General features: G+C 63.3%; 12 protein-coding genes. All 12 read left to right on the top strand.

The window, feature by feature from the left end:
- The first annotated feature begins 121 nt into the window (after nucleotides 1-121).
- Complete coding sequence (locus tag ACT8II_RS08135; protein WP_443813720.1) at nucleotides 122-343, top strand: hypothetical protein; 222 nt, start codon at nucleotides 122-124, stop codon at nucleotides 341-343.
- Between the two features lie 148 nt (nucleotides 344-491).
- Entirely contained in the window at nucleotides 492-695 is a 204-nt protein-coding gene (locus ACT8II_RS08130) for a YlcI/YnfO family protein (protein ID WP_443813718.1), read from the top strand.
- The gene (locus tag ACT8II_RS08125) at nucleotides 685-1,296 is read left to right on the top strand and encodes a DUF1819 family protein (RefSeq protein WP_443813716.1); all 612 of its coding nucleotides are present in this window, start codon (nucleotides 685-687) and stop codon (nucleotides 1,294-1,296) included. The genes ACT8II_RS08130 and ACT8II_RS08125 overlap by 11 nt, the downstream gene beginning before the upstream one ends.
- Nucleotides 1,293-1,898 carry a DUF1788 domain-containing protein gene (locus ACT8II_RS08120; RefSeq protein ID WP_443813714.1) on the top strand — a complete coding sequence of 202 codons (606 nt, stop codon included), beginning with the start codon at nucleotides 1,293-1,295 and terminating at the stop codon, nucleotides 1,896-1,898. The genes ACT8II_RS08125 and ACT8II_RS08120 overlap by 4 nt, the downstream gene beginning before the upstream one ends.
- 10 nt (nucleotides 1,899-1,908) lie before the next feature.
- Nucleotides 1,909-5,472, top strand: coding sequence for a BREX system P-loop protein BrxC (gene brxC, locus ACT8II_RS08115; protein WP_443813713.1), 3,564 nt, complete (start codon nucleotides 1,909-1,911; stop codon nucleotides 5,470-5,472).
- A 4-nt stretch (nucleotides 5,473-5,476) separates the two neighbouring features.
- Nucleotides 5,477-8,056, top strand: a complete 2,580-nt coding sequence (gene pglZ / locus ACT8II_RS08110; RefSeq protein ID WP_443813712.1) for a BREX-1 system phosphatase PglZ type A — start codon at nucleotides 5,477-5,479, stop codon at nucleotides 8,054-8,056.
- Between the two features lie 10 nt (nucleotides 8,057-8,066).
- Nucleotides 8,067-11,474 (top strand): BREX-1 system adenine-specific DNA-methyltransferase PglX, encoded by a 3,408-nt coding sequence (gene pglX / locus ACT8II_RS08105; protein WP_443813710.1) that lies wholly within the window; start codon nucleotides 8,067-8,069, stop codon nucleotides 11,472-11,474.
- 20 nt (nucleotides 11,475-11,494) lie between these two features.
- Nucleotides 11,495-12,952: an ATP-binding protein gene (locus tag ACT8II_RS08100; RefSeq protein ID WP_443813709.1), complete on the top strand. Its 1,458-nt coding sequence runs from the start codon at nucleotides 11,495-11,497 to the stop codon at nucleotides 12,950-12,952.
- A 134-nt stretch (nucleotides 12,953-13,086) separates the two neighbouring features.
- On the top strand, nucleotides 13,087-15,258 hold the full coding sequence (brxL, locus tag ACT8II_RS08095; RefSeq protein WP_418244493.1) for a BREX system Lon protease-like protein BrxL: 2,172 nt from the start codon (nucleotides 13,087-13,089) through the stop codon (nucleotides 15,256-15,258).
- Between the two features lie 6 nt (nucleotides 15,259-15,264).
- Nucleotides 15,265-15,981 carry a DUF6602 domain-containing protein gene (locus ACT8II_RS08090; RefSeq protein WP_443813707.1) on the top strand — a complete coding sequence of 239 codons (717 nt, stop codon included), beginning with the start codon at nucleotides 15,265-15,267 and terminating at the stop codon, nucleotides 15,979-15,981.
- A gap of 4 nt (nucleotides 15,982-15,985) precedes the next feature.
- The gene (locus tag ACT8II_RS08085) at nucleotides 15,986-17,293 is read left to right on the top strand and encodes an SMODS domain-containing nucleotidyltransferase (protein ID WP_443813706.1); all 1,308 of its coding nucleotides are present in this window, start codon (nucleotides 15,986-15,988) and stop codon (nucleotides 17,291-17,293) included.
- Between the two features lie 76 nt (nucleotides 17,294-17,369).
- Nucleotides 17,370-17,584: DUF262 domain-containing protein (locus ACT8II_RS08080; protein ID WP_443813704.1), on the top strand; the 215-nt coding region annotated here is incomplete at its 3' end.

The following is a 17,584-nucleotide window of genomic DNA, read 5'->3' as shown; positions in this document are numbered from 1 at the left end:
TGGCGGTCTATCTCTTGTTTTCGGTTGCTTGCTTCCTTACCGTACATGAGCATTGAGAGAAGGAGACAAGCAGATGTTGGGTTACGAAGAAAAGATATAGCGCCTCGAACTGCTCGACGCGGTGGCAGATGCCGGGAGGCTGGCGAGGGGCCTGGACCAGCTGCTCGAGTCCCTGGCTCACGCCGACCAGCTGGACCCGCTCGACGTCGAGGGGGTCCTGGCCCTGAGGTCTATAAGCGAGAGGTGTGCCGAGCGCATCGGCGGCGCGGCGCGCATCCTGGAGGCTCAGAACGAGGTCCTCTACGCTGAGGAACGGGCGGGCGACCAGGAATTCAAAGCGTAAAGCACTCTTCGGCCATGAGCATCTCGTAGAAGCGAAATTCAACAAACAGAAAGCGCCTCTCTCGCTTTTCGCTCTTCTGGCCATACGGCTGCCCACCATGACGTATAATAACAATGTATTGCACATTGCAAACGCTAGGACGGATGACATGGGCTACGCCGACATGCTGCGCAACGATGCGAACCCGACCGATATTCGGGAGTTCCTCGTGAGTGGCGAGCAGACCGCGATCACGATTCGCATCCCCGACACCCTGCGCGACGCCGCCAAGGAGGCCGCCGCGCTCAAGGGCACGAGCTTCAGCGCGTTCGTCCGCGAATGCCTCATCAAGGAGCTCACGGATGGCAGATAGCGCCCAGGCGCAGAAATACAGCCTCTCGTTCACGAGCATCGGCGCCCGCAGGCTCGAGACCGCCGAGGTCGCGCGAGCCTTCGCCGACTGCCGCGACTGGGCGGAGGTGAGGCGCCGCATCGTCGAGGACGACATCATCAGCCTGAACAAGGAGAGCACGCGCAAGCGCGTGGGTTCGGAGATCGTCAAGCGGCTGCGCACGCTCGACGACAAGGAGGTCGCCTTCCTGGCGGACGCCGTCGGCGACGACCAGCTCGCCATGACGTGGGTGGCGATTTGCCGCGCCTACCCGGTGCTGCGCGCCTTCTCGACCGACGTCGTGGCCGCGCGCTACGCCGGCATGGTGCCCGACGTGCCCAGGACCGCGTGGCCGGCGTTCGTGGAGGACGAGGCCGCCGACCACCCCGAGCTCGAGCGGCTCACCGAGAAGTCGCGCAAGCAGCTGGAGACCAGGGCGTTTGGGATGCTTCGTGAGTGCCGGCTCATCGACGGCGACTACAACATAACTCCGCTGTACCCCTCGGCGCGCTTCGTGGCGCTCGTGCGCGAGACGGCGCCGCAGGACCTGGCGGTGTTCCCGAAGGCAGGTGCCCTGCTATGACGAAGAGATTCGACCACATAGGCTCGCCCGAGGCGCGCGCGTTCATCGTGGAGCGCCTCTCCGACGACGCCCTGCTCGGCCGCAGCGGCTACACCATGCGCCAGTCGACCTACGTGCTCCCTTACCCGCCCGCGCAGAGCGCCTACGCGCGCGACCTCGTCGCGGCCATCTGCGCCGAGGACCTCCCCAACCGGGGCGTTGCCGCCGCGCAGGTGAACCTCTACGACATCGTGCTCGGCTTCCTAGACGGCCAGGGCACGTGGGAGCCCCTGTGCGAGGCGGAGCGGGACTCCTCGCGCGACGAGCTGATCATGATGCTGCAGGACACGATCAGCGTCTCGGAGGTCATACGGCCCGCCGTCGAGGCGCAGATACGCGAGTCCGGCTGCGACATCGCGTTCATCACCGGCGTCGGCGAGACGTTCCCCTACGTGCGCACCCACACGCTGCTCGGCGAGATAGAGACCGACAAGCCCGTCGTGCTGGTGTTCCCCGGCGAGTACCGCCAGAACGCAGACGGCTCGACGTCGCTTGACATACTGAACATCCCCTCCGCCGCCAACGGCGGCTACTACCGCGCCACGAGCGTGTTCGACCTTTAGGAGGCGCACCATGCTGTTCAAGGACATGTACGAGAAGCCGATCGACAGGCCCATCGACGCCGTCGTCAAGGCGTCGAGCGTCGAGCACCTGGCAAACGAGCTCGACGAGTACGTGATCACCCCCGAGCTCGCCGGGCACCTCAACCGCTTCTTCGACGAGTACAACGACCCCGACGCGACGGGCAACGGCGCGTGGATCTCGGGCTTCTTCGGAAGCGGCAAGTCGCACATGCTCAAGATACTGGCGACGCTTCTGGAGGACGGGGAGGTCGCCGGCAAGCGGGCTCTCGACTACATACTGCCCAAGCTCGACGACGACCCGGCGCTGCGCGGCGCGATGGAGACTGCGCGCGTGCGGCACCCGAGCGAGTCCATCCTCTTCAACATCGACACCGTGGCCCCCAACCAGGGGCGTACCGAGGCCGGCGCGCTGCTCGCGGCGTTCATCAAGGTTTTCAACCGCCACTGCGGCTACTTCGACGGCGACCAGCAGCACATCGCGAAGATGGAGTACGACCTGGACCGCGAGGGCAAGCTCGGCGCGTTCACGGCGGCCGTCGAGGCGTCGACGGGCAAGGCGTGGGCGGACGTGCGCAAGTCGGCCCTCATCTACGCGGCGAAGATCACCGCGGCCTTCGACGAGGCGTGCGGAAACGCGCTCGGCACCACCGAGAACGTCGTGCGCTACTACCAGCAGACCTACAAGCCGGACATCCACTCGTTCGCCCAGCGCGTGAGGGGGTACATCGACGCGCACGGGCCGGGGTTCCGCCTTAACTTCTTCGTGGACGAGGTGGGCCAGTTCATAGCCCAGAACTCGAGCCTGATGGTGAACCTGCAGTCGGTGGCCGAGGAGCTGAACACCGTGTGCGAGGGGGCCTCGTGGGTGGTCGTCACCAGCCAGGAGAACATGGAGGACACCATCGGCCAGATGACCGACAGGTCGGCCAACGACTTCTCAAAGATCCAGGCGCGCTTCAAGATAAAGATGCAGCTGACCTCAAAGGACGCCAAGGAGGTCATCAAGCAGAGGCTTTTGGCCAAGAGCCGCGACGCCAAGCCCGAGCTGCGGGCGATGTACGGCAAGTACCGCGACGACTTTCCGGTGCTCTTCGACTTCGCCGACGGCTCCAAGCGCTACAGGTGCTACGAGGATGAGGACGACTTCGTGGACACGTACCCCTTCGTGCCCTACCAGTTCGACCTGTTTATCACCGCGATGCGCGGTCTGTCGGACTACAACGCCTTCACCGGCAGGCACCACTCGACGGGCGCCCGCTCGATGCTGGGCGTGTTCCAGGAGGTCGGCGACTCGCTGGCGCGCGGCGAGGGCTCCACCGAGGGGCAGGACCTCGCGACGTTCGACGCGATGTTCGAGGGGCTGCGCAACTCGCTGAAGAGCGAGGTGTACGGCGCCGTGAGCATCGCCGAGTCCAACATCGACGACCCCGTGGCGATCAGGGTGCTGAAGGCGCTGCTGCTCGTGAAGTACTGCAAGGACTTCAAGGCCACGCCGGGCAACCTGCGCGTGCTTTTGTACGGGTCGTTCAAGCAGAACACCGCGACGCTGGGGCGGCAGATCAAGGAGGCGCTCGCCGAGCTCACGAACCAGCTCTACATCAGGCGCAACCCGAACACCAACGCCTACGAGTACCTCACCGACGACGAGAAGGACATCGAGAAGGAGATCCGCAACACGGAGATCCAGACCGCAGACGTGCGCGACAAGATCGGCGAGACGTTCAAGGACATCGTGGGCGCCCCGCGCGCGACGTACGAGAACGGGGCATTCTCGCATTCCTTCCCCTACAACCTGAAGGTGAACGGCGACGCCGTCGGGCGGGCGCGCTACGACCTCACGCTCGACATCGCGACCGACGCCCCCGCGGGCATCGGCGACGTCCCGGCGTCGGGGCCGAAGACCCTCACGGTGGCGCTGCGGGACCCCGACGGGTTCCTCAACGACGTTGCCACGTTCGTGAAGACGAAGAAGTACGTGAACATCGCGAGCGACGCCGGAGAGCTGCGCCAGGCCATCATCGCCGACAAGAGGAGCACCCTCAACGAGCAGGCTCGCAAGCTGAGGGCGGACCTGGAGGAGCTGATAGGCGGGGCCCGGTTCTTTGTGGCGGGCGTCGAGGTCACCGACGAGGTGGGCGGCACGGGCAAGGGCGCCGTCGAAGCCGCCATGTCCGAGCTCGTGCGCCGCAGCTACACGGGCCTGCAGCAGATCAAGGCGAACTACACCGACGGGGACGTCTTCAACAGCTGCCTGCCCGCCCAAACGCTCATCGACGCACCCTTGCCCGAGTACGCGCAGACCGTCCTCAACTGGGTCGGCCTCATGGGCACGGGCTGCACCGTGACCGTGGGCGGCGAGGGCAACGCCAGCCTGACGGCCCACTTCACGAAGGACGAGTACGGCTGGCCCGACGTCGCGGTGCGCAACGCCGTGGCGACGCTCTACGGCGCCGGCCGCGTCGAGGTCCGCAAGGCCGGGGCCCTGCTGGAGGGCGCTGCCCTGGCGCAGGCGCTCAAGGCCGGCCGCGACATGGACAAGCTCGTGGTGGCCAAGGTCGCCGCCGTGGCGCCAGAGAGGCTGGCCCAGGTCAAGAGCGCCTACCGCTCCCTCGTGGGCACCAACCCCGTCGGCGGCGACGCGAAGTCGATCGCGGGCGAGCTGGAGAACCATCTGGAGCAGGAACTCCCGACCTTCCGCGCGTCGGGCAGCCGTGCCGGGGCGTACCCGTTCGCCAACGACTACCTGAGGAAGCTCGAGAGGCTCGAGGCCGCGCTCAAGGCGGTGGGCGGCGACTGGAAGTGGCTCGTCGACCAATTCCCCGAGAAGGCGGGGGCGCTCGCCGAGGACAAGAGCGACCTGTCGGCCATGAAGCAGTTCATGGAGGGCTCGCCTTTGGCGGCGAAGTGGGGCGAGATGAGGGCATTCGGCGAGACGGGGCTGGCGGAGGCTCGCGACCTGGGCGTCGAGGTGCCCGCCGAGCTCGAGGAGGCGCTCGCCGTCGTCGCCGACGCCGAGTGCTACAAGTCTCGCGAGATCCCCCGCGCGGCAGGCGCGGTGAAGCGCGCGAAAGCGGCGATCGAGAAGGCGAAAGACGAGCTTCGGGGCGAAGTCGCCCAGGAGCTCGACGAGTGCCGCGCGTCGTACGAGGCGAGCTACGACATGGAGGCCGCGGGCCCCGGGGCGCGCAGCGCGTTCGGCGAGCTCTTCGATCGCGCCGGAAAGCGGCTTGCCGCCGAGCAGTCGGCGCTGCGCATGCGCGCCTTCATGGGCGATTTCAAGCGCGACAACACCGCGAGAATCGTGGAGCTGCTCACGCCGGCCGCCCCCGCCCCAGCGGCGGGCGCGGCACCGGGCTCAAGCCCGCGGGCCGAATGCGGGGGCAACCCCCCAAAGCCGACCCACGCGCCCAAGACCGTCGCGCTCAGCTCGCTTGCCGCGCGCGGGTACGGCAAGCCGACCATCCAGACCAGGCAGGACGTCGACGACTACCTCGAGGCGCTGCGCGCCGAGCTCGAGGCCGAGGTCGACGCCGGCGTCATCGTTGCGAGGTAGGACCGTGGACATAGACACCAAAGAGATAGAGGACAGGATACGGGGCCAGTTCGCCCTGGGGCACGCCACGCTGTTCTGGGAGGACGAGGCCGGGGAGTACGCAGAGGCCGCCCATGGGCTCGACCTGGGCGGCGGCGCCCTTATCGACGTGACAGGCTCTGAGCTGGCGGGCAAGCGCGCCATCCTGCGCGAGCGCCCCGCGCGCAACCTGGTGGTCTACCGGGCCGGCGGCAAGCCGCGCCCCGAGGACGACTTCCTCTACGACGTGAAGCTGGCGGCCACCCCGTTCACCTGCAAGATGGAGGGCATCTGGGCCGCCGAGTGCGGCGTGCCCGCTCAGCTCGCCGGCGCGCTGGCGGACCACGGGCGCTTCTTCAACTCGAAGGAGCGCCGCGCCGCCCTGGCCGAAAGCGGGCTCGACAAGACAAGCGGGGCATCGCTGCGCCTGGCGATGTTGGCCGCCTGCGCGGGATCCAAGGCCGACTCCCCGCGCGACGCCGTGCGCGACGCTGTGCGCAGGCTGCTCGCGGAGCTGGGGCGCGGCCAGGACAGGACGGCGAGGGCCATCGCCGAGTGCGGCCTCTCGGCGACCCTGTGGGCCGCCGTCGGCGACGCGCTGGGCTACCGCGCGCCCGAGGGCGAGGAGCCCACGGTTGAGGACCTCGCGCTCAAGATGCTGCAGTCGCGCTGCGCCAACCTGCTGGGCGAGCAGCACCGCCTGAGGCCGGACGCCGAGCGGATACTCGGCGAGCTCGCGTCGAGCGTGCGCACGCGCGGCGCCTACGAGGCGCTGGCGCGGGAGTACGCCGAGGCCATCGAGGCGGGCGTGCCCGCGGACAGGCGCTGCGCCGAGGGCGTCGGGGACAACGACACCCTGCCCGCGTTCGACGGGTGGATCGTCGCCGACCTGCTGGCCCGGGCCGTCGACGGGACCCTGAGGGCGAAGGAAGCCGAGGAGGTGGCGGCCTCGCGGCGCCCCACCCTGTGGTTCGGCGAGTACGGGAGCCGATACGCCGCGATCGAGGCCGCGTGCGCCCTGTTCGAGGAGATCGACGCGTACCGCGCCCAGTGCTCAGCTAGGACGACCGCGGCCGAGATCTTCGACGCGTACTGCAGGGACTGGCACCGCGCCGACGCGGCCTACCGCCGGCTCGTGGGCTCCATGAGGGCGGCGGGGTCGGGCTTCCGGCAGGCTGCGCGCGCCCTGGCCTCCAAGGCCGACGACGCCTACGGCAAGTTCCTCGTCGACCTCACGGACCGATGGCAGCTGCACCTTTTGGACGGAGGGGCCTACCCGTCCGCCGGCGTGCCCTCGCAGGCGGGCTTCTTCCGCGAGCACGTGGAGAAGGCGTTCCCGCGCGCCGAGGCGGGCAAGCGCGTGGGCGTGGTGGTGTCCGACGCCATGCGCTACGAGGTGGGCCGCGACCTGGCCGCGAGGCTGAGCCGGGGCGACGTCGCCGCGGGGCGCGCCCGCGTGAAGGCGGCGTGCGCCGCGATGGCGTGTATGCTGCCCAGCTACACGCAGCTGGGGATGGCGGCGCTGCTGCCCGCCGGCGCGATGGAGGTGGACCCGGCCACCGCGAACGTGACGAAGGGCGGCGAGGCCACCGACGGCATCGCCAACCGCCAGAAGATCGTGGAGGCGGCCGTGCCGGGGGCGGTGCTGGTGCAGGCCGCGACGGTGCTCGAAAACGGCCTGCCCGACGTGGGCGCCGCGCCGCTCGTGGTGGTGTACCACAACGCCATCGACAAGCGCGGCGACGCCCGCGACACCGAGGGCGAGGTGTTCGCCGCGTGCGAGGATGCGATCTCCCAAGTGGCGGCGATTGCCGGCGAGCTTCTGCGGGCCGGGTGCGGCAAGGTGGTTGTGACGGCCGACCACGGCTTCCTCTACCAGGATCGGGCCGTGGAGGAGTTCAACTACGCCGTGGTGGACGGCCTGGGCGACCTTTCGCACGCCGAGGGGCGCCGCCTCACGCATGGCAGGCGCTTCGCCGTGGGCGACGAGGTGCCGAAGAGCGACTCGCTCATCGAGTACTGCGCCGCGCAGCTCTCGCTCGACGGCGATGAGAGGTTCGCCTTCCCGCGCGGCGTGGCGCGCCTGCGCCTGAGAGGCAGCGGCGCCCGCTTCGTGCACGGCGGCGCGTCGCTCCAGGAGAACGCGGTGCCCGTGGTGACCATCGAGCGCGCGGGCGGCCGGGCGGCCGCGGGGCGCACAGGGGCGCAAGGCTTCCTGTGCGGCAGGCCGTCCATCACCGGCGCCACGGTGGCGCTCGACGTGTACCAGACGCAGCCGTGCTCGGAGAAGGTGGCGCCCCTGGCCGTGAAGGTGGGCCTCTACAGCCCCGACGACGCGGCGCGCCCGCTGTGCGCCGAGGAGAAGGCGCTCGAGCTTGCGAGCACGGCCGAGGGATCGGAGGGGCGCAAGACCCGCGTCACGCTGCTCGTGACCGACGACGTGGACGACTACCCGCAGGCGGTGCTGAGGATATCGTCGCGCATAGGCAACACCAACCAGTATGGCGCCGAATGGGAGCAGCGGCTCTCGGTGAACCGCGCCTTCGGCAACGACTTCGACTTCTAGGACGGCAGACATGGACTCGAACAAGATCAAGGCCCTGGCTTTCGGCGCGCGCGACGCGCTGCGCGCCGAGGTGGGCGCGCGCATCAAGGCGGTGCTGGCCGAGGGCAGCGCCGAGCGGCTGGACGAGCCCGAGAAGGTGCGCGCCCTGGAGGCCTCCATCGCCGACAGAGGCCTGGACGCCGTGGTGGAGTCCACCGCCTACACCTGGTTCAACCGCCTGTGCGCGCTGCGCTTCATGGACGCGCGCGGCTATACGCCCGTGCCTGCGGTGACGCCGCGCGCCGGCGCCACGCAGCCGGCCGTGCTGGCCGACGCGGCCCAGGGGATGTTCGACCCCGAGTACGGCTTCTCGCGCCTGGTGCGCGACCGCGTGCAGAGCGTGCTTGCCGGCGGCAGCGGCTCGGGCGCGAACCGCACCGAGGCGGCCTACGGCGTGCTGCTTGAGGCCGTGTGCGCCCACTACGCCGAGGCCATGCCGTACCTGTTCGGCGAGGCGGCTGCGTCGAGCCTGGCCATGCCCCAGGGGCTTCTGGCAGAGGACTCGATCCTGCGGCGCATCGTGGCAGACATGGACGACGACGCCTGCGAGTCCGTCGAGGTGCTGGGCTGGCTGTACCAGTTCTACGTGGCGGAGCGCAAGGACGAGTTCTTCAACAGTAAAAGGAAAGCAAAGCCTGAAGATTTAGCGCCCGCTACCCAGCTGTTTACGCCCGACTGGATCGTGAAGTACCTGGTGGAGAACTCGCTGGGGCACCTGTGGATGCTCAACAACCCCGGCAGCGCCCTGGCGGGAAAGATGGACTACTACATAGCGCCCGAGGGCGAGACCGAGGACTTCATCGAGGTGTACTCGCCCGAAGACCTGACGGTGTGCGACCCGGCTTGCGGCAGCGGCCACATCCTGGTGTACGCGTTCGACGTGCTGTTCGAGATCTACCAGGAGGAGGGCTACCTGCCCGAGGACATACCGGCGCTCATCCTGCAGAAGAACCTGTTCGGCATGGAGATTGACGGGCGCGCCGCCGAGATCGCGAAGTTCGCCCTTGAGATGAAGGCGCGCGAGAAGGACCCCGGCTTCTTCGAGAAGCGCATTGACGCGAACGTGACGGTGCTGGAAACGGTGAAGTTCGAGCCTGGCGCCCTCGCCGGCGCAGGCCCGATTGCGGGCGCCACCGAGCTGCTGGACGCCTTCGCGCACATGACCGAGGTGGGCAGCCTCTACGTGCCTGCCCCAGGCGACATGGCGGCGGTGGACAATGCCATAGCGAACTTCAGCGAGGACGACTTGTTTGGAGCTAATGCGCTCAAAAAGCTGCGCACGATGAAGAGCGTGCTCGAGGCACTCTCGTGCCGAGCGGATTGCGTGGTCGCGAATCCGCCGTATATGGGCAGCGGCAAGTTTGGTGTCTGGATGAGTCGATGGATCAGAGAAAAATACCCAAATGGGGGCAATGATCTATGCACGTGCTTCATTGAAAGAGGATTCGAATTAATGGAAGATAAGGGCTTCGAATCAATGATTACGGCTTCATCCTGGATGTTTTTATCTTCGTATGAGAATATGCGAGTTGAACTGCTATCTAAATGCCGTATATCTTCAATGATCCAGCAATCTACGCATGGTTTTGCTGGCGTTACTGTGCCGACTGTCATGTTTTCGATTGAAGCGAGTAAAACTAGCTCGATGGGAAATTACATTCGATTGGAAAACTTTGATCGCCCGCAATGGCAGCGGCCTAGAGCGCTTGAGGCAATTAATGATTCGTCTTGCCCTTGGCGATATTGCGCAAATCAAGATGATTTCAATGCGATCCCGGGACACATTATTGCGTATTGGACTACGGAAACCATGCGGGCGAATTTCGCTAAAGGGATTACAACGGGCAAGAATGATTTGTATTTGAGATTTTGGTGGGAGGTAGCTATCAATCGGCTGACGCAAAGTCGGCGTAGTATTGGTGACCGTATTGAGTCTTGTTGGGTCCCCGCTGACAAAGGCGGAGAATTTAGAAAATGGTATGGCAATAATTGTTTTGTCATCGATTGGCGTAATAACGGGCAGGCAATTATTGATTCACCCGCATCGACTCCGCGCAATTTGAGTGCAACTTTTTTGCCCTCTAGTGCTTGTTCGAAAATATCATCTGGCGATATTGCTTTTCGTCATCACGACGGCGGATTTGTGTTTACCGATGCCGCTGTCAGCCTGACGGGCCGCGAGTCTCAACAGGCTGTTGTTGAAGGGTTCCTCAATTCAAGTGTTGCTTTGGCAATGATGAAAGTGCTAGCTCCGACATTGAATTTTGAGGTTGGTCAAATCAGGTCGCTTCCGTTATTTACCGTTGGCAAAAATAAAGAAGCCATCGATTTGCTGGTCGACAACTCGCGGTGCGTATCTCGCACCGATTGGGACTCCTTCGAAACCTCTTGGGACTTCGAGTGGCACCCGCTTGCGCCTTCCGCTCACGAACGCGCTGAGCAGCTCTCCTACGGCATGAATTCCGATGCCCGCGCGGCCTCCGTTTCGCTCATCTCGGAGCGGTTCAAGCGCTGGAGTATCGAGTGCGACGAGCGCTTCAGCCAGCTCAAGTCCAACGAGGAGGAGCTCAATCGCATCTTCGCGTGCATCTACGGAATGGGGGGCGAGGTGCCCATCGAGGTGCCCGACGACAAGGTGTCGGTACGCCGAGCCGACCTGGTGCGCGACGTGAAGTCTCTCGTTTCCTACGGCGTCGGCTGCATTATGGGACGCTACTCCACGTTTGCACCCGGGCTCATCCTGGCCGACGCGCAACAGACCGTCGGCGACTTCAAGGCCAAGGTACCCGACGCCGGGTTCCTGCCCGACGAGGACGCCATCCTCCCCGTGCTCGACGGCGAGTGGTTCGGCGACGATATCGTGGTGCAGTTCCGCAAGTGGCTCGAGGTGACTTACGGCGCCGACGCCCTTGCCGACAACGTCAGGTTCATCGAGGACGCCTTGGGCAAGGTCCTTCGCAAATACTTCGTGAAGGACTTCTACAAGGACCACTGCGCCACCTATCAGGTGACGGGCAGCGGCAAGCGCCCCATCTACTGGATGTTTTCCAGCCCCAAGGGCAGCTTCCAGGCCCTGGTGTACATGCATCGCTACACGCCGAGCACGGTGGGCCAGATCCTCACCAAGTACCTGCGCGAGTACATCGAGAAGCTCAACGCGACCATCAGCCAGCTCGACCAAAGCGAGCGCGCGGCCGACAACCGCCAGGCCGACAAGTACCGCGCCGTGGTGCGCGAGCTATCCGATTGGGAGCGCGACGTCGTCTACCCGCTGGCCAACGAGCGCGTGGACATCGACCTGGACGACGGCGTGAAGAAGAACTACAACAAGTTCCCACGCGCCCTGGCTAAGGTTGCGGGCCTGAGTGAGTGGAAGTAGGCCGTGATGGAGGAGCTTCGATGAAAGATGCCGGACTGCTCGTTTCCGAGCTTGCGAAAACCACCACCGAGCTCGAGTGGGTGGAGTTCAAGACCAACAACAAAGACCCCAAGATGATCGGCCGCGACATCAGCGCGCTCGCGAACTCGGCCACGCACCGCGAGGCATCGTGCGCGTACATGATATGGGGCGTCGACGACGCAACGCACGAGGTCGTGGGGACCGAGTTCGACCACCGTACGCTGAAGTGCGGCAACGAGGAGGTCGAGAACTGGCTGCACCACCAGCTCTCGGGCAACGCGTCGTTCGAGTTCGTCGAAGGGGAATGCGACGGGCGCCGCGTGGTGGTGCTCTCGGTCCGGCCCGCCTTCTCCCACACGGTCGACTTCGAGAACGTGGCCTACATCAGGGTGGGTTCCTACACCAAGCCGCTGAAGAGCTACCCGGCGATCGAGGCCGAGGTGTGGAACAAGATAACCAAGGCCGACTACGAGGCGTCCACGGCGCTTGAGGACGTGCCGCTGCGAAACGTTCTCGAGCTGCTCGACTATGCGAAGTACTTCGAGCTCCTGGGCCTTCCGCTGCCGCAGACCCAGGAGGAGACCGCGCGCTACCTGGGCGAGGACTGTCTGGTGGCGAAGCAAGACGACGGGCGCTTCTCGATAACGAACCTGGGAGCGCTTCTCCTCGCCCGCAACCTGTCCGATTTCGCCGGCCTTGAGCGCAAGGCCGTCAGGATCGTCAAATACGAAGGCACGGGGCGGCGCGCGATATTGAAGGATCGCGTTTCCCCCGTCGGCTACGCCAACGGCTTCGAGCAGACCATCGAGTACCTCCACGCCATCCTGCCGTCGAGCGAGCCCATCGGCGACGCGCTGCGCACCCAGCGGGCCCCATACCCTGCCGAGGCGCTGCGTGAGCTCATGGCGAACATGCTCGTGCACCAGGACCTGACGACCTCGGGCAACGGCCCGCTCGTCGAGGTGTTCGACGACAGGGTCGAGTTCACCAACCCGGGCGCCTCGCTGGTAGAGCCCCTGCGGCTGCTCGACAACCCTCCCCGGTCGAGGAACCAACGCCTGGCCTCGCTCATGCGCCGCTTCGGCATCTGCGAGGAGCTGGGCACGGGCTGGGACAAGGTGGTCATGAGCTGCGAGGAGATGTTTCTGCCCTCGCCGAAGGTAGACGACTACGAGAGCGGCGCGGGGAGCATGAAGGTTACGCTGCGCGCCCGGGTGCCCTTCTCGAGCATGCTGCCGAGCGACAGGGTCATGGCCGCGTACTGGCACGCGTGTGTCTGCTACATGGAGGGCGCGCCCATGGGCAACGCGTCGCTTAGGGCCCGGTTCGGCGCGGACGAGCCGAGCGCCTCGACCATATCCCGCCTGATCCGCGACACGGTGGACGCAGGGCTCATCAAGCCCTACGACCCCAACGGCGGGAGAAAGTACATGACGTACGTCCCGGCCTGGGCATGACGGCCTTATTTGCGCGCCATTTTCATAGGGGGCGACAATACGGCGACGCTCTTGGAAAACGCCTGATAGAGGGCTTGCCGTCTCGATAGTTTTATTTGCGCGCCATTTTCATGGTGCGCGGAAAGGACCGTTTCGTGGACGATTTGGACAAGAAACTCAACGACGTGTTCACGGGATACGTGGTGCGCAAGGACCTGGTGAAGCTCGTGAAGGGCAACGCCGCCGTGCCGAGCTACGTGCTGGAGTTCCTCTTGGGACAGAACTGCGCCACCGACGACGAGGAGCAGATCGAGGCCGGCGTGGAGCGCGTGCGCAGCATCCTGGCCAAGCACTACGTGCAGCGCGCCGAGGCGGGCGCCATCCGCAGCGACATCAAGCAGTCTGAGTACAAGCGCATCATCGACAAGGTGTCCGTCACGCTCAACGAGAAGCGCGACGCCTACGAGGCCACGTTCGAGAACCTGGGCGTGAGCCGTGTCCTGGTGAGCTCGGACACGGTGAAGAAGAACAGGCGCCTGCTGGTGTCGGGAGTGTGGTGCATCGCGGACTTGGCCTACGAGCCCAACGAGGCGCGCGACGAGTCTCCCTACATCCTGATGAACCTGAAGCCCATCCAGATGAGCCGCTTCAACTTCGAGGGCTACGTGGAGCGGCGCTCGCGCTTCACCGAGGACGAGTGGATCGACGTGCTCATCCGCTCCATAGGACTGGACCCCGCGCAGCTGGGGCGGCGCGCCAAGCTGTTCCAGCTGACGCGCCTGGTGACCTACTGCGAGCGCAACTACAATCTGGTGGAGCTGGGCCCCAAGGGCACGGGCAAGAGCCACGTGTTCAGCGAGTTCAGCCCGCACGGCATCCTCATCAGCGGCGGCGAGGTGACGCCGGCGAAGCTGTTCGTGAACAACTCGACGGGCAAGATCGGCCTGGTGGGCTACTGGGACTGCGTGGCGTTCGACGAGTTCGCCGGCAAGAGCAAGAAGCCCAAGGCCGACATCGTGGACATCATGAAGAACTACATGGCCAACAAGAGCTTCAGCCGCGGCATCGAGCAGGTGACCGCCGAGGCGTCCATGGTGTTCGTGGGCAACACGAGCCACGACGTGAGCTACATGATCAACCAGACCGACCTTCTGAACGACCTGCCCGCCGTGTACCACGACCCGGCGTTCATCGACCGCCTGCACGCCTACATACCCGGCTGGGAGATGGACATCATCCGCGGGGACATGTTCTGCAGCGACTTCGGCTTCATCGTGGACTACCTGGCCGAGGCGCTGCGCGCCATGCGTCCCATGGACTACTCGGGAGAGATAGACAAGTTCTTCGAGCTCTCCAGCAGCATATCGACGCGCGACCGCGACGGCGTGGTGAAGACGTGCGCCGGCCTGATGAAGATCCTGTTCCCTGGGCGCAACGAGACCGCCGAGGAGGCGGCCGAGATTGTGGAGTTTGCGCTGGAGCTGCGCAAGCGCGTGAAGGACACGCTCATCCGTATCGACGAGACCTTCGAGCGGGTGGACTTCGCGTACCGCCCCAAGGAGGGCGGCGAGTGGAAGCATGTGGCGACGCTTGAGGAGCTGGACTACCCGGCGACGTACCACTCGCTGGACAAAGTGCCGTGGGAGGCGCCCGGGCAGGCTGGCGGAGACGTTACGTTGGGCGATTTCGGTGAAGAGTCTGTTGCGTCATCGGTAGTGAACGAACCCGTGACGGATAACGATATCCGGGGAACCGAAGGGTCGCAACCCACCGCTGCGCCCGATTCGGGAGCGCGCTCTGCCTCTTCCGAATCGGTTGTAAATACGAGACCCGTTCCGAAGCCTGGGCATCTTGCACTTCGCGAGAACCAGCGCGGAGTCTCCTACGAGAAGCTGTTCGGTGCGTATCTTGAGGGTGCTCATGAAATAGAGATAATCGATCCTTACGTGAGGACATTCCACCAGTGCCGCAATGTCATGGAATTACTCGAAGTGGTCGTACGCCATTTCAAGTACGATACGCCTTCGATCAAGGTGCATCTGATTACGGCGCCCGACGAATACTCCGATTCGAAACAGGAGGACTATCTAGAGCGAATCAAGGACTCAATGATGCCTCTGGGGCTCGATTTCACATGGAAGATTGATGAGAGCGGAACGTTGCACGCGCGCCACCTCAAAATCGACAACGCGTGGGACATCTTGCTCGACCGAGGGCTGGATATCTGGCAGCGCTTCGACAGCAACGACGCCTTCAGCATAGAAGGCCGCATGCCCGAGATGCGCCGCGTGAAGGCGTTCGAAATCACTTACATGAAGGTTGGGTAGGTATAGTTGAACGAAACATTCAATGTTAAAGACGCGCTTAAAGAGAAGTCCGACGAGTTAAAGCGGTCGCTCGGCCTTCAGCTAGGCCACCCCGTCTCTCAAGGGGATTTAAGCGAGGAAGAATGGCTGGCTTTTCTCAACGGCTTTCTTCCGAAACGCTACGCCGCCTCAAAGGGGTTCGTCTTCGATAGCACGGGCGGAACGAGCGAGCAGATAGACGTAATAATCTATGATCCACTCCATTCCCCTCTGATCATGAAAACCAGGAACGGTGAAAAATACGTCACCGCAGAGAGCGTTTACGCCGTGTTCGAAGTCAAACAGGACGCCAACAAGGACCACATTGAATACGCGAACGAGAAGATTCAATCGGTTCTCGACCTGAAGAGGACATCAAGAGGCATGATTTCAGCCGGCGCATCCGTGCCTGCACGAAGTTTGACTCCGATTATCGGCGGGCTTTTGACCACTCGGTCAGAAAGTAAGCCCGAGACGATCGAGAAGAACATGCTCTCTTGTCCCAATGTTGACATTGTTTGTGCAGCTGAGGATGGGACATTTCATAAATGTGAAGGCGAGGTTCAAGCCTCCAATGGTGACGAGGCGGTCTTCTCCTTCTTTTATCTGCTCCTTGACGAATTGTTCAAGCTCGGCACCGTTGCCGCAATCGACATAAGAGATTACGCCGACCTTTCCCTGGAATCGTTCGAGATAGCGAGGTAAAAGAATGTCTCTGCAATCGGATTTCCAAACATTTCTATCGGACATCGAGCCTAGTAAAACGACGGTCGAGCAGATAAGTGCCGCCCATAAGGCTTTGAGAGGCTATCTTTCAGCGCATGAACACTATGGAGAGCATTGCGTTCGCACGTATCTGTCCGGGTCATACGCCAAGCACACGTCTACTCGCCCAGCAAAAGACGACGACAACCGAGATGTCGATATCATTGTCGAGACAGATTACGGCTCCGATGCCAATTCTGCCAACGTCATCACTGAGTTAAGAGATATCCTTCTCGACTCTTCGAAGTATGCGTCTGCTCATCTTCAGACGCATTCCGTCGGAATATCCTTCTCGAACCTTGATATCGATGTCGTTCCGCTAGCTGTCGATGACGAAACTTGCTTTATCGGGTGCATAGACGATGGTCGGTGGACCGAAACGAACCCAAAAGGGCACATCGAATGGTCAACCACTGTCAATGCGGAACATGATGGCAGGTTCAAGCCCGTTGTCAAAATCATGAAATGGTGGCGTAGAGAAAACTGCCCTGAGGAAGAGCGCTGGCCCAAAGGCATCACTCTTGAGAAGATTATCGCCGATCATTATCCAGAAGATGTGACGCTTTATGAGGACATCATCGTGCAGCTAATGGAGAACATAGCGGAATCTTATGACGGCCTTCTTGCTGACGGAATCAAGCCGCAGGTGATTGACCCCTCGCTGACCACAAACGATCTTGCTAGCGGGTACCGGAGAGAAGACTTCGAGGCGTTCGTTCGTGCAATTCACGCCGCACTCGATTTGATTAGCGAGGAAGGCTCTACGAGCTCGACTTGGAGGAAGATACTCGGTAACAGGTTCCCCGCAAGCAGTCGAAACGCGTCTGCTCTTTCCCCAGCATATCTTTCGACAGCGGCCGCGCTTTCCGTTCCGCACCGCAAAACCCCGCCATGGCCGATGGCATGTCAAAGACCCGGGGTGATTGTGGTCGCCGATGTCACCTACCCGGATGGAAAACGCGAACGCATCACGACTAACGACCGGGTCATACCGAAGAAATGCGAGATTGACTATAAAGTACTTCGGCCGTTGAGCCTTGCCACTGCAAAAGTGAAATGGCAAGTTGTCAATACAGGCGCCGAAGCACAAGCGGCCAAACAACCTCGCGGCGAGTTCAACGATTCGAATATCGAAAAAGGCGGGCGGCACGAGTCTACGGCATACAGGGGTCGTCATTACGTACAGTGTTTTCTGATAAAAAACGATAGGTGCGTTGCTCGCAGCAAAGAGTTCTTTATCAACGTTGAATAGCGAGTTCAACTAACGCCCTGGCATCGACTTTATAAACCGAGATAACGTTAAGGGAAAGATATTAAGGAATACGAGGATGGATGCAGGAAAATCTACGATAAGCGGCGTGTTCAACGGATCGCGCCTGCTCGAAATACCCTTCTACCAAAGGGCGTACGTCTGGGGAGAAGAGCAGTGGGAGCGCTTCCTCGGTGACATGGAATTCGTCACCGCCTCTAAGCGATCCTACTTCCTGGGCTCCATCATCCTGAAGCAGGCCTCCTCCGGCAACACATGGTCCGAGGTGTCTGA

This window comes from Collinsella sp. (assembly GCF_052346665.1).
Taxonomy (GTDB): Bacteria; Actinomycetota; Coriobacteriia; order Coriobacteriales; family Coriobacteriaceae; genus Collinsella.
Note: the sequence above shows the minus strand (reverse complement) of the source record. Positions and strands in the feature narration are given on the sequence as shown.